Below are 19,711 nucleotides of genomic sequence, written 5' to 3'. Positions count from 1 at the left end.
AAGCGGAGGAATAAAAGTACCTTTGGTAACATCTGTTACTGTATGCGTCCCTGCCTTTTTCTGCTGCTGATCATGACCGGGCTGATGACCGGTAGCTCCTGCCATCCCACGGCGCCGGCGCCGGTGCCGGTAGAACGGGATAGTACCGAAATTAAACTGGCCGCCGGCTTTCTGCGGGGTGAAGCTTTGTTTCTCCGGCATTGTGCGGCATGTCATCTTCCTCCGGAGAAAAAAGTCACGGACAATTATATGTTTGTACGGCTGTTTGACCGGATGCCGTCACCTTCTTCCCGATATTTTATCCGGTATATACAGGATAGCAAATCTCTCCGGGAGGCCGGTGATGCTTATGCTATTGCTTTGCACCGGTATTGGGAGCATCCTTACGATCATCATTTCAGGGACAGTATGACGGTGTCGGATATACGAAATTTGATAGTGTATATCCGTGTAGCGGCGTCAAAATAATGTAGGGTAGAAATTATTTTTCCGGCGGAAATCATTAGTTTAGTACCACAAAAAATGACCTATGAAAGTATGTTTGTTTGCCTTTGTACTGAGTATTACTTCTTATACTGTACATGCACAGGAAACTTTAGAGACCGTTACAACAAGAGGAAAAACCACCACGCAACGCATCGTTCTTGGAACGGTGGATGATGGGGTCACCAAATTGCAGTTAGTGGATGGAGGAATGACCATCAATGGAGGGCTGAACAACGCGGAAGCTCGTCCTGCGGTTACAGCCGGAACCGGTGGAAGGGAAATCCGTGGACGTAGTAAGGACCATTCGCAGATGGATGACGGACTGCTCAGATTAAGCGCCGGAGGCGGTACGCATGTAAATACCAAAACTTTCATTGATCTGTCGGGGTATTCGGTAGTACCTGATATGTTCCAGAATATTGTATTGGGCACATCCTCTCTGGAAAGGATGCGCATAGCGGCTAATGGTTACGTAGGTATCGGGACCAAAAATCCTCAGTCAATGTTATCGGTAGCCGGGACAATCACAGCGATGAGGGTGAAGGTCACCACGACAGGTTGGGCAGATTATGTATTTGATGCCGGTTATGTGTTACCATCATTGGAGGCTGTTGAAAAACACATTCAACAGAAAAAACACCTGCCGGATATTCCATCGGAGGCCGAAATTGTGAAAGACGGGCTCGATCTGGGCACCATGCAGGAACAGCAAATGAAAAAAATTGAAGAACTGACGTTGTATCTGATAGCTCAAAACAAACAGATAGCACAGCTTCAGCAACAACTGCAGCAGCAGGATGCACGTATTAAAGAACTTGAAAAGAAATAATATGCAACATTCATTACCCCATTTTGGTGAAATCAATCGCGAACAGCTGGAAGAATATTATAGCGTTACGACCGCTGCTGGTATTAACCTTGACTTAAATTTTGAGTACGCCCGTATCGAGGTGGATAATGCGGAGGTGCTGGGAGAATGGTTGAACAGCATCGAACAACTGGATATGCAAAACAGGGCAGCTCTTCAGCAGGATTTTGAAATTGGAGAAGGGGAGACACGGGAATATTTCCGTTTTTATATCGAGGAATTACAGGAAGAACGCATGGCGAGCTTAGTGGAAGGTGCCAACAGTGACCAGGAAAAAGCGGCTATCCTGCTATCTAAATTGAAATTAAGACGAGTGGGTTTTTACCCGGATGGTAAATATGGGACTACCAGCTATGCTATTTTCGATTATACGACAGATATCGATGGATGGTCAGGCGATCAGTTGCTGGTTGTAAAACGGGATGCAGCGCGCGAGATCATTGAAATCGTCATGGAGAGCTAAACGGCCGTTCCCTGCTGTGCTATTTTCCGTTGTTTGCCACCCCAGTCACTAAGCTGACTTAATATAGGCGCCAGTTCACGTGCTGTGTCCGTCAGCTCATATTCTACCCGGGGCGGTACCTCCGCGTAAACGGTCCGTTTTACCAGTCCGTCCTGTTCCATGGTCCGGAGTTGCAACGTCAGCATACGTTCAGTGATATACGAAAATTCTTTTTTGAGCTCGCTGAAGCGCATTTTGCGTTTCGCGAGCTTATCGAGTATCAGGAGTTTCCATCTGCCCCCCAGCATATAAACGGCGAAGGTAAGGTCGCAGTCGATGATGCATTTTTCATTGCGGCTATAGGTGGAGTTTTGCTTTCTGGCTGCCATTACTTACATGTTTGTATGTACCACACAATTAACTGTATACGCCCTAAAATTAACCGTTACCTGCTACTTTTACAAAGAAATTTAAAGCAACGGTTATGGATCTCAATTTAAAAGGAAAAACAGCGGTGGTAACAGGCGCCAGTCAGGGCATGGGCCGGGCCATCACCAAGGAATTGGCGGCAGAAGGGGTAAAAGTGCTGGCTATCGGAAGAAATGACCACTTGTTGAACAGCCTCCGCGAGGAGGTAGTGGCAGCTGGTGGTGTGGAGCCGGTGGTCCTGTCACAGGATTTTATGGCTGCGGATGCCGCTGAAAAAATCGCTGCTGCCGCGTTGGCCGGACTAGGGCCGGTGGACATCCTGGTGAACAACGCCGGAAGAAGCGTGCCGCTGGATGTTATCGGGGCAGATGCCGACTGGGATGCTTCTTTTGTGTTGCATTTTGACCGTCTGCGGCAGTTGACGCAGCAGTTCCTCCCAGCGATGATCGAACGCCGCCAGGGCGTTGTCATCAACGTAACCAGCACTTTTGAACTGCGCACTATCAATGCCTCCTCTGTGGCTAAAGCTGCGGTAGTGGTATGGGCCAAGCAATTGGCCGGTGAATTGGGGAAATATGGCATCCGGGTGGTGAACCTGCAACCAGGCCTGATTGATACGGAGAATATCCGTCCGTTTTTCCAGGGGGAAGCGCGGCAGCAGTTTGCATCGAAAGAAATTCCGCTGGGCGACTTCGGTGAAACGGAGGATATTGCCAATGTGGTCACTTTCCTGGCGTCGCAAAGAGCGAAGTACATAACCGGTACTACGGTGACGGTGGACGGAGGGATGCGTTATGGTGCGTTTTGATAAGCCTTTTGCCGATTTTGTGGTATTTTTGAAATACCATGTCTGCTGTATTTAAACAACACGTCCGGAAGCTGGTGGATGTCAGTGAAGAAGAACTGACGGCCATCCTCCCTTTTTTTGAAACCCTTACCCCTGCAAAAAAAACAAATCTGCTGGAAGAAGGGAAAGTTTGCAAGTACGATTACTTCGTGGTGAAGGGATGCCTGCGGTTGTTTTTTGTCAACAACAAAGGTGTAGAAAAGACGATCCAGTTTGCCATAGAAAACTGGTGGATCGCCGACTATACTTCGTTGCAGCTGCAAATACCTTCCGAATTCTATATTCAGGCGGTGGAGAAATCGGAAGTGCTGGCCATCAGCGTGTCGGACCGTGAAACGATGCTGGCGCGTTATCCGAAGATGGAACGATATTTCCGGCTGGTACATCAAAAGGCACATGCTGCGGCACAGTACCGGACCCGTTACCAGGGGGATTATTCCAAGGAAGAGCTCTACCTCCATTTCAGCCGCAGTTTTCCGGAGTTCGTGCAACGGGTGCCTCAACACCTGCTGGCGTCGTACCTGGGCCTGACACCTGAATACCTCAGCGAGCTGAGGGCCAGGCGTATTTCTTAAACCCGTTTAAGTTTTGCCGGAAGCGGGCGTTGTAATTTTGTGGCGTAATAAAAAACTAACAGCCATGAGTCAACGTCTCAACATGAAAAAGCTGATCCCTGAAGGATATAAAGCCATCCTGGGCATGGATGCTTTTCTGTCTGCCAGTCCCCTGAAAAAATCTCATAAAGACCTGATCGATATACGGACTGCACAAATCAACGGTTGCGCTTATTGTATGGATATGCATAACCGTACTGCGTTGCAGCACGGCGAATCCCTGCAGCGTCTGTTTGTGCTGAACGGATGGCGTGAAGCCGGCCTCTTCAGCGAGGAAGAAAAAGTGATACTGGCAATGACGGAAGAAATTACCCTCATCCATCAGCATGGACTGAGTGAAGAAACATATCAGCTGGCCTTGCAGCATTTTGATGAGACTTATATTGCGTACCTGATCACGGCGATCATCTCCATCAACGGCTTAACCAGGATAGGCGTGAGTGCGCGGATGCAGGTACCTGCGGTCGTTGAAAAATATTCATCATAAAAGCGCAGCAAGGCCCGTATTGCTGCGCTTTTTTGATTTTTACCTATCCAGCTGCCACCTGTCGATCAGCTCCGCAGCGAAACTTTCTTCGGTCTCATCTTTCGGCGTAGATACCCTTTGCCCATGGTGATCAGCGGGTAACGGCTCTTGCGTATAAAGAGGGTCCATGCTTCGTTGCAAACCTGGAAACATTCGTATGCTGGTACCAGGCACACATGGGTAAACCAGTAAGGTTCTCGTGAAATGTTGCATCTCCATATTGTTGGTTTAAGTAACAAGAAATGGTTTTTAGGATAAAGGTATCGGATCATCATTTCCCGCAGGTAGGGCAAAAGAGACTTTATCAGGTGGTATTATGGACTATCTTTTACTTTTACTGATTTTTCAGTCAGAAGTACAACAAATATAGACGATCAGCAGACGACATTTGTGGTTATAAACAGCCCGAATGTATGAGCACCCGTAGAACATTTATCAAACAGACAGGCGCCGCTGGCGCACTCAGCATTTTACCTTTTACCCGTCTCTTTGCAGACAGCCGGCAAACGTCTACCAGAGACAATACTGCCCGCTGGGCAGATGGCTCCCGGCTGGTGGTGTCCCTATCCATGCAGTTTGAAGCCGGCGGCCAGCCGGATAACGCAGAAAGCCCTTTCCCGCAAAACATGCAGCAAGGCTATCGCGACCTGCCGGCAGCCACCTGGTACCAGTACGGTTACAAGGAAGGTATCCCCAGGATGCTGGACAACTGGGACCGGCTGGGTATCAAAGTAACTTCCCATATGGTAGGCACCGCGGTATTAAATCATCCGGAGCTGGCGAAGGAGATTGTGCGCCGTGGCCATGAAGCAGCCGCTCATGGCATGAACTGGAGCTCGCAGTATAACCTTTCCTACGAAGCGGAAAAGAAGTTCATCAAAGATGGTGCAGACGCCGTGAAGCAGGTGACAGGCGTGATGCCGGTCGGTTATAACGCCAACTGGTTACGGAGAGGAGAGAACACCCTGAAGATATTGCAGGAGCTGGGTTTTATTTATCATATCGATGACCTCAGCAGAGACGAACCCTTTGTAATACAGGTGAACCAACGCGACTTCGCCGTAGTGCCCTACACCCTGCGTTGCAATGATATCCTGCTGATAGAAGGAAAAAATTTCTCCGCCGGCCAGTTTGTGGAACAGGTGAAGATGGAATTTGACCAGCTGTATGCAGAGAGCGCGCAACGCCGTCGGCAGATGTCTGTCAGTTTTCATGACCGTATAGGCGGTACACCGCAGATGGTAAAAGCAGCCCATGATATCGTCCGGTATATGCAGGACCATAAAGGCGTCAGCTTCAAACGAAAAGACGAAATTGCCCGCATGATCTTACAGGATAAAACGGCGGTGAGGGAATAATCCCCCACCAGCCGGGGCAATCTATTGATATCTCTTCCAACAGCGTATTATATGATTTCTTTTAGCCGGTAAAAGTGAAGCAGCGGGTAATGCCAGTCAACCCGAATCTTACGATTTTTATAAACGGATGTTTTAATGAAGGAGTACATCCGTGAGCATCAGATCAAAGGATGGCGGAATAGCCCCTTGTATTGTCGCTTTACCCCCACGTCTGTTCAGGGAGAGCGACTTACATTTGGGAAACAAAATCTTTTGATCATGCGAAAATTAATGATGAAGATGTCACTTTCGATAGACGGGTTTGTAGGTACTGCTGATGGAAAAGTAGACTGGATCTTTAAATCTTCTGATGAAGCATCAAGGGCGTGGCTCGTTGATCTCTGCTGGTCAGCCGGGTTGCATATTATGGGCAGCAGAACTTTTCATGATATGGCTTCTTACTGGCCCACTTCGCCCATGCCTTTGGCTGCGCCGATGAACGAGATACCGAAGGCGCTCTTTACCCGGAAAGGGTTCGCCGGTTTTGACCCAACGCTTACGACTGCAGCGGTGGAGAGTACCCGAAAATATCAGGCAGAACAGGGGCTGCCTATTGGTACGGAGCTGTCACCTGCCGCGGCTACCTGGGCCGGGGCGCGGGTCTTTAACGGCGATCTTGCCGAAGAGATCAGCGCGCTCAAAGCAGAGGAGGGAAAGCCCATCCTGGCACATGGCGGCGCCGGGTTTATGCGGAGCCTGATAGAGACCGGGCTTATCGACGAATACCATTTAGTCACCCATCCGGCTGCTTTAGGGACCGGGCTGCCGATATTCAACGGGCTTTCCAAGCCGCTTGACCTGAAGCTGGTCAGTGTAAAGACGTTCCCCGGAGGAGTGGTGGCACATACCTATCATCCCGCGTAAGCGGAAACAGTTATTTAAAATGATGCCGGAACGTCTGTAACCATTTCTTTTCGCTGTCCCAGAGCAGTCCGTTCTTTTTGCCGCTCAGCAGTTCATACAGTTTTTTTATTTCCGGATTAGAGGAAACATGCTGTACCAGGAATTCAAGGGCAACGATGATTTCTGTTTTACCACCGGTGCTGATCGCTTCGATGGCCCGCTGTTTGGCGACCAATTGTTTTACGCGCCGGATCAGGTCGGGTACTACCTGCTCGTCACCATATTTTATGACGCCATACAGGGCGGTAAATTTGTTTTTCCCCTTTTCCAGCTGTGCACGGAAAAGATCGAGGTAAGAAGCGTCGCTCAATTTGAGGATGGCGCTCAGCGCGGTACCGGTGACATCCTGTTTTTTGTGGTCGAGTAGTTTTATCAGCGCCGGCAGGCTGGCAGCAGAGCCGGAGGTAGACAGCGCCGTGTTGGCGTATATCAGGTCGTATTCGCTTTTGCTGGTGTTGATGACTTCCAGCAGTGTTGTTTCTGCTGTTTTTTCAGCCGAGCGGGAGAGCGCTTTGATGGCGCTTTGCCTGATCTGCCACGCGTTGCTTTTTACCGCCTGGATAAGAACGGTAAGGTCTGTGCCAGCCGGCTTTTCCAGATAAGCGATCTGGTCGAGCATAGAGGACAGCAGGTATCTGTCTTTCTCTTTTGTTATCCGGGAGATAAGAAACTCCATCGCTTCCCGGTTAGGTGTATTTTCTGCAATATGCCCAAGGATGAAATAGGCCCACTTACGCCGGTCCAGATTTTTTTCTGCGTTGATGAAAGTAATCAGCTGTGGTATATAAGTAATGTTGTCGAGCTTTTCGGCTTCTCTGAGCGCGGCCCAGGAGATCGTCGTGCTGCTGCTGACACCCGCCGGAAGGGGGTAGTCGCTCCTGTCATTCATACGGTCGATCAGTTCAATCAGATATTGGTCCATGGCGGATGAAAATGTTTTAATAAAGGGCTAAATATAAGGAATTGTCCGCTTGAAATTATAGGAAGAACAAATATCTGTCTGCCCGGATGAAGCCACTGGGGCTTCATTCCGCTCTCCGGCTCCTCACGGGGTTTGCTAAGGCGGCCCTGACCGACTGAAAACTAACGGTGCGATGGTAATGACCATGGCCATCCATGCTGTGATGAATAATATACCGGCGCTGAGATTCACCCGGTACTCATATCGCTGCAGCCATCCCTGCAAGAGGTAGGTGGTTACCGGGGCAGCGATGATACGACTTAACATCACCCAACCACAAAATTCTTTGAAAGAAGCAGCCATAACTGTGAAACGGGAGCGCCCGGTACTTTACGGATACCAATTTCTTTGGTGCGTTGCTCTGCCATATAGGCTGCCAACCCGGAGAGTTTTAAAACAAATATGTTCGGTTTTAACAGGCTTGTTATCTTTGGAGCGGACTATTTTATTCACCGGAACCCACACGCTTCCCCTACGTGGTGATTCTGTATCATCCAAACTAATTGTATTATGGACAAAAGCAAAAAACAACAACTATCGTCTGAACAACAGGCCACGCTGCTGGACACACTGAAAACGCGTTTCGAAAAAAATATGCCCCGGCATAAAGGATTGAAATGGGCGGACGTAGCAGCCAGACTGACGGCTGCCGGCGACAAACTGTGGTCGCTGCATATCATGGAGGAAACCGGCGGAGAGCCGGACGTAGTAGCCTTTGATAAAAAAACGGGAGCGTTCACTTTTTATGATTGTGCTGCCGAAACCCCGTCAGGGCGTCGTAATGTCTGCTATGACAGGGAAGCGCTGGAATCCAGGAAAGAACATAAGCCTGCAGATAATGCGGTAGACATGGCAACAGCGATCGGCATCACCCTGTTGACCGAAAAACAATACCGCGAATTACAGCAACTGGGAAAATTTGACCTTAAAACATCCAGCTGGGTGGAAACACCTCCGGCGATCAGAAAGCTTGGTGGCGCGTTGTTTTGCGACCGCCGTTATGACCATGTTTTTACCTATCACAATGGCGCTTCGTCCTATTACGCTGTGAGAGGATTCCGGGGGGCGCTGGAAGTCTGAACATACGTTTAGCCTTATACGAAAAGCCGCCGGGAACACTCCGGGCGGCTTTTATTTTTAGGGTGGGTAGTAGTTTCTATGTCTTAAAAAAAGGATGGTCCCGGTTAAAATTCGGTAAGCTGCTCTTTGAAAAAGAGGGACTCAACCACTTATTGGGCGGGCAAGCTAACAGAAGTATGCCTACAGGATAATTTTACGGTAAATGATGTCTCAGGCAGGAAGGAATATCCCGGCTTTTTATATCTTTAGCTGAAATAATCCCTGTAACTGTATGAAAAAAGTTATTCCCCTGCTGCTGATGATGGCGGCTGTAGTGGCCCCAGGCCTCCTGAAAGGCCAGGACCTCGTTAAAGGCAAACTGGATTTCCTGAAAGGCGTTACGGACATGCAGGTCCGTTTTATGTACAACAAAATGGTGGTCGGTGAAGAAGGCAGAGAAGCCAACTACATCAAAAGAAAAAAAGCGGAAAAAGAAGCCAAAGAACCAGGCTCAGGTGTGGCCTGGGAGGAAGCATGGCTGGGCGACCGGAAAAAATACTATGAGCCGCAGTTTAAAGAATCCTTCACACAATTTGCGGAAATTAAACTAACGGACGACAGTACCGCTGCCACAAAATATGTAATGGTGGTAAGCACCAAATTTATCGAGCCAGGGTACAATGTAGGCATCGCTTCCCATAAAGCGGGCGTGAACCTGGATGTGGAGGTGTTCGATAAAGACAATATGAAAAAATCCATCTGCAAGATCATCATGGATGATGTGAGGGCCGGCAAAGGGCAGTTTGCCACCGGGCCACGCATCGGCGTAGCCTATTCCAAAGCCGGCAAAGAGCTGGGCAGGATGATCGGTAAGAAAAAAGATTAACCGGCATCGTTAGTACGAAGCGACCGGAATAGGACTGCTGCCAGCGGTCTTATTCCGGTTTTATACTTTTATAGCGGACATTATCGATGTTTGTTTTTCCGGTACAGCAGGTTGCCGATCATGGATGATGTGCCCTGTACAACTCCGGCAGAAACTGTCCGAGGATACTCATTTCTTCATGGCAATGTTGCTGCAGGCCTTTCCCTGTTTCATCAGGATATATCCGTACCCGTGTTTCGTAGTCGTTTAGCAAATTGTTTTCGGCGAAGCAGCCGAGCCAGAAGCGGCTTCTCATTTCACATCCGTAGGGAGTATCGCGGACGAAGTGGACCATTTTGGCGGTCCATCCCGGGGCGCCGGCTTCTCCCAGGCGGGCATGTATTGCGGTACTTACGCCGGCAGCTGCAAAACGGCCGGTATCCAGTAGTTCAGAAGGCGGGAGGAAATTGATCTTCAGCCTGTGTACAGTCTCTCCTCCCAGTCGCTCATAGGCGATGTGGGTGCCGCCAATATACCTGCCGGTGCCACGCTCCCCGATCCAGTCGCTGAACACATGGTCTTGCGGATGCCATTGTTTGTACTGTTCGGTGGTATGGACATAGCTGAACCACCAGTCGATCATATAACCTTTTACGTTTAGGAGACTGCTGCGGGCGGCTACGAGCAGTATGCCGTTGTCGAGCCTTTGGTAGCCGGCTTCAAAAGGCAGATAGCCGGGTTGCAGGAGTTGATTTGCTTCTTCTGGTTTCATAAAAAAATATTTCAGGATGTTTTAATTGTTTTTGTTGATATGATGATCATCAGGGAGATGATAAGTCCGCCGATGCCGGTAAACAGGAACAGATGCGGCAACATCACGACGAAGACGGCGAGGAACTGCCCGCCGAAAACGGCCATGGCATAATACCCAAGGCTGGCGCCCCGGTTTTCGGCCGTACTCAGGTTGACGGTCATATGGTTTAGCAGTGGTATGGTGAATCCGAAACCGCTGCCAAGGCATATGGCTGCCAGCAATAGTGGCGCGAGGCGCTCGCCGCCGCTCAGCAGCAGGTTGCCGGCTGCCAGCAGAGCAAAACCAGTGATGAGCGTAGACCTTGCTGAAGTACGTTTTACCATGACCGTTAGGCAGCCTGCCGCTACTACTGCCAGGAGGGAAATGGCGCCCATATAGCAGCCGGTCTGCGTGGCGCTGAACTGCACCCGGCGATGGAGTAGTCCGGGTAGTTCAAGGATGCAGGTGAAAAAGAGTAACATGGCGGCTGCCGCTCCGGCCACAACAGGGTATACCGATGGCGGCACCGACTGACTGCCGGCATTCTCTGCTACCACGGGCTGCGCGCCCTTAGGCACACAACCTGCGAGTAAAAGCCATAGCACCCATGCCAGCAGGTAGATGGAGAAAGGTAACCGCCAGTCGATATCGCCAAGTATGCCACCTGCGACCAGAAAGAACGCTCCGCCCAGTTCAATGGCCATACCCTGTGCGGCCATGATTTTCAACCTTGCCGCACCCCGGAAATGGATGGCCAGCAGCGCGGTGCCGGCAGACATGATCGCTGCGGTAGCGCCGCCCAGCAAAAAACGTATACAAAGTATCGCCGGCGGCGGAAGTGGAAATATAGCCGCAACGCCCAGCAGGCCGTAGCCGGCAAGGCCCGCCTGCATAACACTATAGGCGCCCCGCCGGTCTATGAATGCGCCGGTGAAAGGAGAGAACACCACCACGCCCAGCGATGGGAGGGTGATCAGCCAGCTGCCCATAGTGCCCATATGTAGCTGCGGTGCTATGACATGTAGCGATGGGGCGATCGCGGTGCCTACCATAATGGTAAGGCAGCTGGTGAGCAGGAGGGTAGTAGCGCCAGCTACAGATAGTTGCTGCATAAATGTTAAGTAAGCATGAAAGGAAAGCTACCAGGGCAATGGGGCGCTGTCGCCGTTTTTGTTTTCTGCATAATACAGTGAAGGCAGGAAACGGGAGAGGTAACTGAACTCTGAATAACAATGCACCATCAGCTGTAAGCCTGTTTCGTCAGGAACAGCATGTTGCGGATCTGTGGCTGCTGCGCCCAGATAAAAACGGCTCCGCAGCACGCAGCCCCATGGTGTGTCGCGCAGAATGTGGAACATGTAGCCGTCCAGCGGATCACCATCAGCATCCAGTGGCGTGTCTTTGCCGAAACCGATGCGGGCATATACAGCGGCAGATACTTCATTGCGGGCGTACGCCACTTCCAGCAGATGTGGGTTGAATACCTCGGCCGGATGATGGAACCTGATGGTGGCAGGCACCGGCGGAATACTGCCCAGCGACTCGGTGGCGTGAATCGTAGCGCCTATATAATTTTCATTCCGCTTCCAGTACTGGTCCCAGCCGCCGTGTAATACGTGGTCATGCGGATGCCACCATTTGATATGCTGGGTAGTTTCAAAAAAAGTAAACCACCAGTTGACCATCCGGCCGCTGCAACCGTGAAGGTCAGTCCTCACAGATACCTGCAGCATACCGTTGGGTAACCGGCGGATACCTGTCTCCAACGGCATGGGCCGGGTGGATAATAACTGATCAATATCCGTAAACAGTTCTTTCTCTATGGCTGTACTTTTTTTCATATGATCTTCTTTTTAAGGAACGATGAATTTGACAGCTCAAATGTAGATCTGACGGGAGGTTGGAAAACTTGATCTGAGTTAAGTTTTATGCCTGCTTTTTTTCAGTATGCGGCTATAGGCTTCCGCGGTAATGCCGAGGTACATGGCAATGTATTTATAAGGTACCAGCCGGATAATATCGGGGTAATGCTCCCGTAGCTGATATACCATCTCTTCTTTGCTGTACAGGAGTTTCATGTCTGTCAGCCAGATATCTTCCGCCATGATTTCCAGTATCATTTTTCTGAATAGTACGCCGGGGCCATTGCTTCGGTAGTAGTGCCGCAGAAATTCTACGGCGGGGATGCTGATGACGGTACAGGGGGTGATGCTGATGATCTGAAAACGGGAAGGGACCTGCGTCAGCAGGCTATCAAAATTGGTGCACAGGGTACCCGGAGGAAAAAAACGGCCGATAACGGTTTTGTCTTCTGCGCTGAATTCGGAGGCCACAATGCCGGCTGTTATCAGTAATACTTCTTCGCTGCGCTTGCCCCTTTTAAGAATGATGGCGTTCTTTTTATAGGTGCGCACCTCAGCGCTGTCGATAAGCCCGGCCCATTCAGGACCATCCGGCTGGAAAGAAGGTCCGGCCTTTGTTTGCAGGAAAGCTGTTATCTCATCCATGGCTATGATGCGTTCGGCGCGAATATAGCCATAAAAGTTTTTTATGGTAACTTAAAGCCGGGCTTCTACAAAGGCAATGAGTTGCCTGATCCCGCCGGTATCCTGTTAGGTACCGGTAAGCTATCCCGCTACCGTGAAATTCATGATGAAAGCGTACTACAGAGCGGCGCCCTGCAAAAAATGGTGGAGGCTGACCTGATGGCTTACAGGAAAAGAATGTAATGAAATTGTTAGATATTGATATTTTTCGATGTATTTGGTCGCTATTTGAATCTAATCGATTAAATTGAGGCGTTTATAGTTTTAACTTAATTTATTTATGAAACAAACAGTACCTGCAATTGTCTTGCTGATGACGCTGGCTGCCTGTGGTGGCGGCGCTTCTACCGACCAGGCGAAGACCGAAGAAAAGAAAGAAGCGGCTGTGGCCACCGGCGCAGCTTATGTAATTGACACCGCTACCACTGCCGTTCAATGGCGCGCCACCCACAAAGGTGGATTTGCTCCGCGTTTTGGAACTATCAAGGTAACCGATGGTACACTCAACGTAGAAAATGGTGCAGTCAGCAGCGGCAGCTTTAATGTTGACCTGAATGCGCTGGCAGTAGATCCTGCCTCTATTACTGAGCCGGAAAAGAAACCCGCCGACCTGGAAGGCCATCTGAAAAGCGGTGACTTTTTTGACGTGGCAAAGTACCCGTCCGCAAAATTCGTTATTACCGGCGTTGCTCCCTACGACAGCTCCAAACAGAAAAGCCTGCTTCCGGGCGCCACTAATCTTATCAGCGGCAACCTGACCCTGAAAGACAGCACCCTGAACATTACCTTCCCTGCACAGATTACCGTGGGCGCAAACGACGTTGTAGCCAACGCAAAATTTGTCATCGACAGATCTGCCTGGGGTATCAGCTACAAAACAGAAGGCAGCCCTGAAAACTGGATGATCAGCAAAGATGTTGAAATTGGTTTTAGCCTGAAAGCGGCCAAAAAGTAAGTTCTTTAGAAAACAAAGCGGGTCTGTATCTTTTACGGACCCGCTTTCTTATGTGTGTAATGTTCAGATGATTCGTTAGCGACGCTTCAGTAATTTTTCCCCGATCCCTTTTTCCAATGCAACGAACATTTCATAGATACGGTCCGCCGCACCGGGCTGAAACCTGTCCTGCATGGCAAAATCCGTATAGGCTTGCGGGTTGGCCTGCAACGTTTTCACCCGCTTTGAAAGCGCCTGTGGATTTTTTTCGTTGTAAAAAAGGATCGCTTCCCTGTTAAGAATTTCCGGCTCCGGATGGTTGCCGGCTCCCCAGTAGACCGGGATGCAGCCACACATAATGGCTTCAAACACCTTCTCCGTCACATAGCCGTTCCTGTTAGTGTTCTCCGGGCATATGTTGAACCTGTACTGCCGGAGAAAATCCACTTTGTTATCGTGGTATTCTTCCTTCAGTGCCCGGGTATTATTCAGAAACCTGCCTGCGCTGTCTACCTTGTCAACAGTACTCAGCAGGTTGAACAACTTTTTCCTGTTCCCGTTTTTGTCGTGGCTGCAAATCAGTGAACAAAACTGTTGTTTACCGGGAACGATGTCCTTTATGTCCCGGGAGATGTTTTCCATTCGGGCTTTAATCGTATCATAGGTGCTTCCGGGTTCAAACAGGAACAGTAACCACAACGGAAACCTGATATAACCAGGCCGCCGGATATCGTCGAACCCTATAGCGAGATCAACAAAGTCTGTACAGTAATCAGCATATTTGGGAAACCTGGTCAGGTTTTCACCGGAGAAAAACACTTTGGTTCCGGACGGGCTTTTCCGGATATGAGATTTTTCTCCGAAGAGAGAAGCCAGCAGCAGCGAATTTTTTTTGTTCAGAATATCCCCGAACCTGGCGGTGACGAACTGATACAGCCATAAATCTTTGGAAGCCTGGCCAGGCCAGAAATTAAGCACTTCTACGCCGTTTTCCAATGGGTTGTAGGTATAGTGGTCATCCGTTTTAAACAAATGATTCCAGAAGTTCAATTTCATGTGACAGTTGCAAGGTTATGATGGCTGGTATCAGGAGGAATGCCCTGCTATAATACAGCGGCGCGAATGTACAACAGTTTGATATATCTGAAAAATATTAATAGGATATGATCATTATCTTTCTCCTTTTAGCACCCTGATCACTTCGAGATTGTACATCAGTGTGTATTTCGCTTTGATTACATTGGTTTCCGCCACATTATAATCCAGCAACGCTTTATTATATTCCATGGCGCTGGTCTCACCAATGTCATACCGCTCTTTCATGGCATAGAAATTTTTTTCCAGCGCATGATGCTGCACCTGCAATACCTGGTATTCCTTCACTGATTTTTGATATTCCTGTATAGCGAGCAACAACACTTTCTCCCGTTCCGTCTTTACTTTATTCAGTACGGATTGTTTGGTTTCAAGGTCAAGTTTTAACCTGCTGATGTTATTACGCGTTTTAAAACCATCGAAAACGGGTAAGCTGAGCGACAGACCAAAGTTGAGGGACCTGTTCTGATCGGCCTGCGTCCAGAATGGCATGTAATGATCGCTTCCATAATCCCTGCGAACGGAAGAATAGTTGGTGCCGTATGCACCGAAGAAACTCAGGGTAGGGTAATAGGGCGCTTTCGCAGATTTTAAATTCAAAGTAGATTGGCGAACGGACAGTTCGGCCAATTTGACGGATGGGTCCTGTGATGGTGTACCACCGGGCATCTGGTCACCCGGCGCCCCTATTTCCAGGTTAGGTGTTTCCAGGAATACCGAGTCTGTCAACGGTATCCCCAGCACCTGCTTGAGCGCAATAAGGCTGCTGTTGTAAGCTGTATTGCTGACAATGCTGTTCAGCTCGTTATTGGCAACCTGGCTTTCAGCCTGCGTTACATCCACCAGCGTGTTGGTCTCCAGCTCATATTTCGTGCGCTCCTCTTCCAGTTGTTGTTGTGCAAAATGTAATTGTTTCAGGTTGACTTCATATAACGACCGGCTGGCGGTAGCATCGAAATACCTGGACAGCAGTTCCAGTTTAAGCGATTGATTTAACTGACTTTTTTGGAGCTCTTTACTTTCCAGGCCCAGTAAGGACTGTTTGAGTTTATTGACCTGGCTGAATCCCTGGAACACAGTGGCGCGCGTGCTGATATTCGCATTGGCAGTATTCGTCCATTTATTGCCGGTCACCAGTTGCCCGGCAATCTGGTCGAAAGCAAGCCCGAGATTATAAGTATGTCCTGCACCGAATGACAGCGTGGGGAGAAAGCCGTTACGGGCGTCTTTCACTTCCACGCGGGCGAGCAATACAGCGATGTTAGCCTGGCGTACGTCTTCATTTTGTGTTAGCAATAAAGAGAAGGACTGGTCCAGGTTCAGTTTCGTCTGACAGACAGCAACGCTGTTGATGGCACAACAAAGTAAGGTTAACAAAAGGGTGTTTCGCATCTGTTCATATTATTGATGTTCAGCATTAAATTCTTCTTCTTTAGGGATGGTAACAGTATGTTTTATTAAGCGTATATTTCACTGCAAACTTAGTACGGGCGTAGGTTCTGGCGAAATGATTATTTAGAAATTTTTCATGTTATATAATTGTTAAGTAAAAACGAATTTAGAATAAAAAGTTTTCTATATTGAGAAAAATTATTCTGTCCCGTTACTATGACCCTATTTACGATGTTTGCCCACAGGAAAGAGAGCGATCTCTTTAATACCTGTCGTTATTTGCTAGGAAACCTGAAAGTCAACTTTACAAACAGCGGATTATCGGACACACTGCATAACCACGTAGAATATCCTTCCCTGCTTTCTATAAAGGACACGCTTTTCGAATACGGTATTGAATCTGCCGCTATTGAAAAAGGGCCGCATAGTTACGAAGCTTTTGAAACGCCCTTTATCTGTTCCATTCAGCAGGATGACTGGCCCCGGGCTGGCTTCACCGTTGTGACCCGTGCAGAGAACGGACAGATAGACTATCTTGATCCGTTGACCAACAAACTTAAGCAGTTGTCTGTAGAGGAATTCGAAAAGATGGATAAACACATTATCCTGCTGCTGGATACCGCCACACCGAAACATGAAGTACATTTTTCGGCCAACAAAAAAAGGGAAAGGGACCGTATGCTGGTGAAGAGAGTGCCGTTGTGCCTTACTTTGGCAGCCATAGTCTTTGCAGCGGGCCATCTGTTTTCTCAACCTGTCGGAACGTACACCTGGTTGGGAGCTGGCTTTCTCCTCTTTTCTTTCCTTGGACTCGCTGTTTCTTCGCTGCTGATCTGGAATGAGATCGACGCGCATAATCCTTTCATTAAAGAAGTATGTGGTGGCAAGGGTAAAAAGATCAACTGCGATGCCGTGTTGTCTTCTTCCAGGGCTTCCTTTATGGGGATCAGCTGGGCGGTATGGGGTTTTTCTTTTTTTGCTGCTTTTTTCACAACGCAGATATTGTTCCCCGGGAACATTGGCTTTTTACTGCTATGGTCTGTGATATCGTTGTTGGTATCCCCCTACATAATGTTTTCTGTCTACTATCAATGGAAAGTAGTGAAGCAATGGTGCCCGCTTTGCCTCGCCGTGCAGGTTGTGCTGACTGCCAATACAACGATAGCTGCTTTTTGCCTGTCCGGTAGTGCTGCGCTCAGCGAAGGTTTCGCGCTGTACCCCGTGGCGGTGGTGATACTGGTAGGGCTATCGTTTTTGTTGCTGACGAACGCTGCTATTCCTGAGTTGAAGAGTGCCCGTGATGGCAGAGACTATGAAAAGAAATGGAAAAAGCTGCGTTACAACCCGGAAATATTTGAAGCGTTGCTGGACAAAAGCGAGCGGGTTACTGCGCCGGTAGACGGTTTAGGTATCGTGGTGGGAAATCCTCGCGCTACCCATGAAATCATCAAGGTATGTAATCCTTTCTGCGGCCCCTGTGCCAAAGCGCATCCCGAGCTGGAGCATATTATCCATACCAACCCGGATGTAAGGCTGCGTATTATATTCGCCGTATCCGGAGAAGGGGGCGATATCAAGACTCGCGTGGTGGCGCACCTGATGGCGATCCAACAAGAATGCGACACTGTAAAAATGCAGTCTGCGCTGGATGACTGGTATCTGGCGCCCGTGAAAAACTATGACACCTTTGCCCAAAAATATCCCATGAACGGAGAGCTCAGCGAGCAGTCAGGAAAAATACTGGCGATGCGCGATTGGTGCGAAACAATGAAAATAAGGGCTACCCCGACCATCTATGTCAATGGAAGGGAATTGCCCGACAGTTACCGCGTAACAGAATTAAAGAACTTTTTCTAGAAAAATAGCCCAGGCCGGTTGCAAACGATTCAGGGCAACAGAAGGCTCCCTGTAAAAGGTCCTCTGAAGATGCCCCGGAGGAAGCGGGTATCGTGTTTAAACCTTCAATTTCACAGCTATGAAAAAAATCTCGCTGAAAAACTTAGATACATTAGGTATCCAGAAACTGTCCAGAGAAAATCTGAAAAACGTGAACGGTGGAAGCTGGTGCGCCCCTGACGAATTTACCTGCAGAGATGGTAGCTGCATCCCCAAGGTGAAACAAATGGACGGCATAAAGGATTGCCTCGACGGCAGTGACGAAATGGGACAGCACAGTTGCACCTGCCGGTTAAAACTTACCAACGGCGAATACTTTGATTATCCGATGTCTTCCGGTTATACAACAGGGGAAGAATGTTCCGACGCCTGCCAGACCGCCTGCTCCAATGCCTCTGGTTGCGCCAGCTGGTCATCAACATTTGGATCAAATTAAGTCTTTAGCGGTCCTTTGCCTTACTCCGGCATATCCCGGAGTAAGGCAAGGGACCTGGTGTTAACTGCTAATTTTATATCTATGAAGAAAATTTCGCTGAAAAACTTAGATACCTTAGGTATCCAAAAACTGTCCAGAGAAAGCCTGAAAAACGTTCAGGGCGGAAGAGGATGTCCCGACGACGAATTTCAATGCGGCGACGGTTCGTGCATTCCCTTATCATATGTGAACGATGGCGTAGCTGATTGCCGCGATAGCAGCGATGAACGCAAAGCCTGTACCTGTACCTTCAAACTGACGAACGGAAGTACTTATAATTTCAATACTCCCTTTGGCTGGAATACGGACCAGGCTTGTTCAGACGGCTGTAAAACCGCCTGCGCCAATGCGTCCGGTTGTGCAAGCTGGACTGCAGTATTCGCATCGTCTAACTGATTACTGAATAATACCCGAAATGAGTCCTGGCCATATATTACCTTTGGCCAGGACTCATTCCCTGTTAGAAAACAAACTTATCATGAAGAGATATGCCTGTTTTGTTAACTTACTCCTGTTGCTGCCTCTTTTTTCTTTCGCACAATATCACTATATTATTGAGGGAAAATTTGACAATAGCAAGTTGGGAGATGCACACCCATACAGCTTTAAAGATGGGGATAGTGTGAAGCTGGAGTTCCCGGAGGCCGGCCCTGTCTATACCACCGTAGTGAAAAATGGCCGTTTTAGATTTGAAGGTGACGCATCGACGCCCTCCGTACCAATGCTCAACCTGAAGAAAACCGGCGCAAAGGTATTTTTAGACAGCAGCAGGTATATCTATACATTTACGCAGGAGGAATTCGAAAAGGGTAAAGTAGGGTATAGCGCTGAGGTAGAAACTACTTCTCCTTTTTACCACTTGTGGCGTTCGGTTTTTGAGAAAAGCGGGGCGCTGGAAAGAAAACGGAGAGAATTACAGCAACTGATCGAAAAGAGTGGACCAGGTTATGAAAAAAATGCCTACCTGGAAGAACTAGCGATGGTCGAAAGAAATTTGTCAGACCTCTTTTTAAAGGCTGCAGCGGATCACAAAGGTACTTATGAAATGACCTACATCTTAACCGGAGACCCCAACTTTTCCTATGACAGATACATCCGGTTTTACAATGAACTGCCGGATTCCGTCAAAAACAGTTTTTATGGTCAGCGACTTTATAAAAAATTGATGGCTGAAAAAAAATAA

General features: G+C 48.7%; 25 protein-coding genes. 16 read left to right on the top strand and 9 right to left on the bottom strand.

The genetic code is table 11. The features are described 5' to 3' along the window. The first annotated feature begins 42 nt into the window (after window positions 1-42). The 3 genes from B5D63_RS22945 (at window position 43) to B5D63_RS22935 (ending at window position 1,817) form a co-directional block, all read left to right on the top strand. Entirely contained in the window at window positions 43-468 is a 426-nt protein-coding gene (locus B5D63_RS22945; protein ID WP_078671167.1) for a c-type cytochrome, read from the top strand. Window positions 469-529: 61 nt separating this feature from the next. Then, entirely contained in the window at window positions 530-1,315 is a 786-nt protein-coding gene (locus B5D63_RS22940) for a hypothetical protein (RefSeq protein ID WP_078671166.1), read from the top strand. 1 nt (window position 1,316) lies between these two features. Further along, entirely contained in the window at window positions 1,317-1,817 is a 501-nt protein-coding gene (locus B5D63_RS22935) for a DUF2004 domain-containing protein (RefSeq protein ID WP_159456122.1), read from the top strand. On the opposite strand, the gene B5D63_RS22930 is transcribed toward B5D63_RS22935, so the two are convergent. Next, on the bottom strand, window positions 1,814-2,185 hold the full coding sequence (locus B5D63_RS22930) for a winged helix-turn-helix transcriptional regulator (protein ID WP_078671164.1): 372 nt from the start codon (window positions 2,183-2,185) through the stop codon (window positions 1,814-1,816). The two genes, B5D63_RS22935 and B5D63_RS22930, sit on opposite strands and share 4 nt — an antisense overlap. Before the next feature lie 95 nt (window positions 2,186-2,280). Between B5D63_RS22930 and B5D63_RS22925 the strand changes: the two genes are divergently transcribed. From B5D63_RS22925 to B5D63_RS22900, 5 genes are all read left to right on the top strand, one after another. Beyond that, window positions 2,281-3,033 carry an SDR family NAD(P)-dependent oxidoreductase gene (locus B5D63_RS22925; RefSeq protein ID WP_078671163.1) on the top strand — a complete coding sequence of 251 codons (753 nt, stop codon included), beginning with the start codon at window positions 2,281-2,283 and terminating at the stop codon, window positions 3,031-3,033. A gap of 38 nt (window positions 3,034-3,071) precedes the next feature. Continuing rightward, the gene (locus B5D63_RS22920) at window positions 3,072-3,647 is read left to right on the top strand and encodes a Crp/Fnr family transcriptional regulator (RefSeq protein ID WP_078671162.1); all 576 of its coding nucleotides are present in this window, start codon (window positions 3,072-3,074) and stop codon (window positions 3,645-3,647) included. 64 nt (window positions 3,648-3,711) lie between these two features. Further along, on the top strand, window positions 3,712-4,173 hold the full coding sequence (locus tag B5D63_RS22915) for a carboxymuconolactone decarboxylase family protein (protein WP_078671161.1): 462 nt from the start codon (window positions 3,712-3,714) through the stop codon (window positions 4,171-4,173). A 452-nt stretch (window positions 4,174-4,625) separates the two neighbouring features. Further along, the gene (locus tag B5D63_RS22905; RefSeq protein WP_078671159.1) at window positions 4,626-5,570 is read left to right on the top strand and encodes a polysaccharide deacetylase family protein; all 945 of its coding nucleotides are present in this window, start codon (window positions 4,626-4,628) and stop codon (window positions 5,568-5,570) included. Between the two features lie 258 nt (window positions 5,571-5,828). Beyond that, window positions 5,829-6,473: a dihydrofolate reductase family protein gene (locus B5D63_RS22900; protein WP_078671363.1), complete on the top strand. Its 645-nt coding sequence runs from the start codon at window positions 5,829-5,831 to the stop codon at window positions 6,471-6,473. 10 nt (window positions 6,474-6,483) lie between these two features. On the opposite strand, the gene B5D63_RS22895 is transcribed toward B5D63_RS22900, so the two are convergent. Then, a complete protein-coding gene (locus B5D63_RS22895) occupies window positions 6,484-7,434 on the bottom strand; it encodes a HEAT repeat domain-containing protein (protein WP_078671158.1) in 951 nt (316 codons plus the stop codon). A gap of 135 nt (window positions 7,435-7,569) precedes the next feature. Beyond that, window positions 7,570-7,740 (bottom strand): hypothetical protein, encoded by a 171-nt coding sequence (locus tag B5D63_RS35115; protein WP_159456121.1) that lies wholly within the window; start codon window positions 7,738-7,740, stop codon window positions 7,570-7,572. A 243-nt stretch (window positions 7,741-7,983) separates the two neighbouring features. Between B5D63_RS35115 and B5D63_RS22885 the strand changes: the two genes are divergently transcribed. Together B5D63_RS22885 and B5D63_RS22880 are read left to right on the top strand one after the other, a co-directional pair. Further along, window positions 7,984-8,553, top strand: a complete 570-nt coding sequence (locus B5D63_RS22885; RefSeq protein WP_078671156.1) for a DUF4256 domain-containing protein — start codon at window positions 7,984-7,986, stop codon at window positions 8,551-8,553. A gap of 271 nt (window positions 8,554-8,824) precedes the next feature. Then, window positions 8,825-9,418 carry a hypothetical protein gene (locus B5D63_RS22880; protein ID WP_078671155.1) on the top strand — a complete coding sequence of 198 codons (594 nt, stop codon included), beginning with the start codon at window positions 8,825-8,827 and terminating at the stop codon, window positions 9,416-9,418. Window positions 9,419-9,536: 118 nt separating this feature from the next. Here the strand turns inward: B5D63_RS22880 and B5D63_RS22875 are convergent, their stop codons facing one another. The 4 genes from B5D63_RS22875 to B5D63_RS22860 form a co-directional block, all read right to left on the bottom strand. Then, complete coding sequence (locus tag B5D63_RS22875; protein ID WP_078671154.1) at window positions 9,537-10,169, bottom strand: DAPG hydrolase family protein; 633 nt, start codon at window positions 10,167-10,169, stop codon at window positions 9,537-9,539. Between the two features lie 11 nt (window positions 10,170-10,180). After that, window positions 10,181-11,302 carry an MFS transporter gene (locus tag B5D63_RS22870; protein WP_078671153.1) on the bottom strand — a complete coding sequence of 374 codons (1,122 nt, stop codon included), beginning with the start codon at window positions 11,300-11,302 and terminating at the stop codon, window positions 10,181-10,183. A gap of 27 nt (window positions 11,303-11,329) precedes the next feature. Next, on the bottom strand, window positions 11,330-12,031 hold the full coding sequence (locus tag B5D63_RS22865; RefSeq protein WP_078671152.1) for a DAPG hydrolase family protein: 702 nt from the start codon (window positions 12,029-12,031) through the stop codon (window positions 11,330-11,332). 78 nt (window positions 12,032-12,109) lie between these two features. Further along, window positions 12,110-12,697: a Crp/Fnr family transcriptional regulator gene (locus B5D63_RS22860; protein WP_078671151.1), complete on the bottom strand. Its 588-nt coding sequence runs from the start codon at window positions 12,695-12,697 to the stop codon at window positions 12,110-12,112. Between the two features lie 81 nt (window positions 12,698-12,778). Here B5D63_RS22860 and B5D63_RS35110 point away from each other — a divergent pair, with 81 nt between their 5' ends. Both B5D63_RS35110 and B5D63_RS22850 read left to right on the top strand, forming a co-directional pair. Beyond that, on the top strand, window positions 12,779-12,919 hold the full coding sequence (locus tag B5D63_RS35110) for a hypothetical protein (RefSeq protein ID WP_159456120.1): 141 nt from the start codon (window positions 12,779-12,781) through the stop codon (window positions 12,917-12,919). Between the two features lie 97 nt (window positions 12,920-13,016). Next, window positions 13,017-13,691 (top strand): YceI family protein, encoded by a 675-nt coding sequence (locus B5D63_RS22850; protein WP_078671149.1) that lies wholly within the window; start codon window positions 13,017-13,019, stop codon window positions 13,689-13,691. Between the two features lie 75 nt (window positions 13,692-13,766). Here B5D63_RS22850 and B5D63_RS22845 read toward each other — a convergent pair whose 3' ends face one another. Both B5D63_RS22845 and B5D63_RS22840 read right to left on the bottom strand, forming a co-directional pair. After that, the gene (locus tag B5D63_RS22845) at window positions 13,767-14,726 is read right to left on the bottom strand and encodes a glycosyltransferase family 10 domain-containing protein (protein ID WP_078671148.1); all 960 of its coding nucleotides are present in this window, start codon (window positions 14,724-14,726) and stop codon (window positions 13,767-13,769) included. Between the two features lie 114 nt (window positions 14,727-14,840). Next, on the bottom strand, window positions 14,841-16,157 hold the full coding sequence (locus B5D63_RS22840) for a TolC family protein (RefSeq protein WP_078671147.1): 1,317 nt from the start codon (window positions 16,155-16,157) through the stop codon (window positions 14,841-14,843). A 216-nt stretch (window positions 16,158-16,373) separates the two neighbouring features. Here B5D63_RS22840 and B5D63_RS22835 point away from each other — a divergent pair, with 216 nt between their 5' ends. From B5D63_RS22835 to B5D63_RS22820, 4 genes are all read left to right on the top strand, one after another. After that, entirely contained in the window at window positions 16,374-18,014 is a 1,641-nt protein-coding gene (locus B5D63_RS22835; RefSeq protein WP_078671146.1) for a vitamin K epoxide reductase family protein, read from the top strand. 118 nt (window positions 18,015-18,132) lie between these two features. Beyond that, complete coding sequence (locus tag B5D63_RS22830; RefSeq protein ID WP_078671145.1) at window positions 18,133-18,489, top strand: bacteriocin-like protein; 357 nt, start codon at window positions 18,133-18,135, stop codon at window positions 18,487-18,489. 81 nt (window positions 18,490-18,570) lie between these two features. Beyond that, window positions 18,571-18,924: a low-density lipoprotein receptor class A repeat-containing protein gene (locus B5D63_RS22825; protein ID WP_078671144.1), complete on the top strand. Its 354-nt coding sequence runs from the start codon at window positions 18,571-18,573 to the stop codon at window positions 18,922-18,924. 82 nt (window positions 18,925-19,006) lie between these two features. Continuing rightward, window positions 19,007-19,711: a DUF4369 domain-containing protein gene (locus B5D63_RS22820; protein WP_078671143.1), complete on the top strand. Its 705-nt coding sequence runs from the start codon at window positions 19,007-19,009 to the stop codon at window positions 19,709-19,711.

This window comes from Chitinophaga eiseniae (assembly GCF_900167135.1).
In the GTDB taxonomy this organism is placed as follows: Bacteria; Bacteroidota; Bacteroidia; order Chitinophagales; family Chitinophagaceae; genus Chitinophaga; species Chitinophaga eiseniae.
This window is presented reverse-complemented; position numbering and strand designations above follow the sequence as displayed.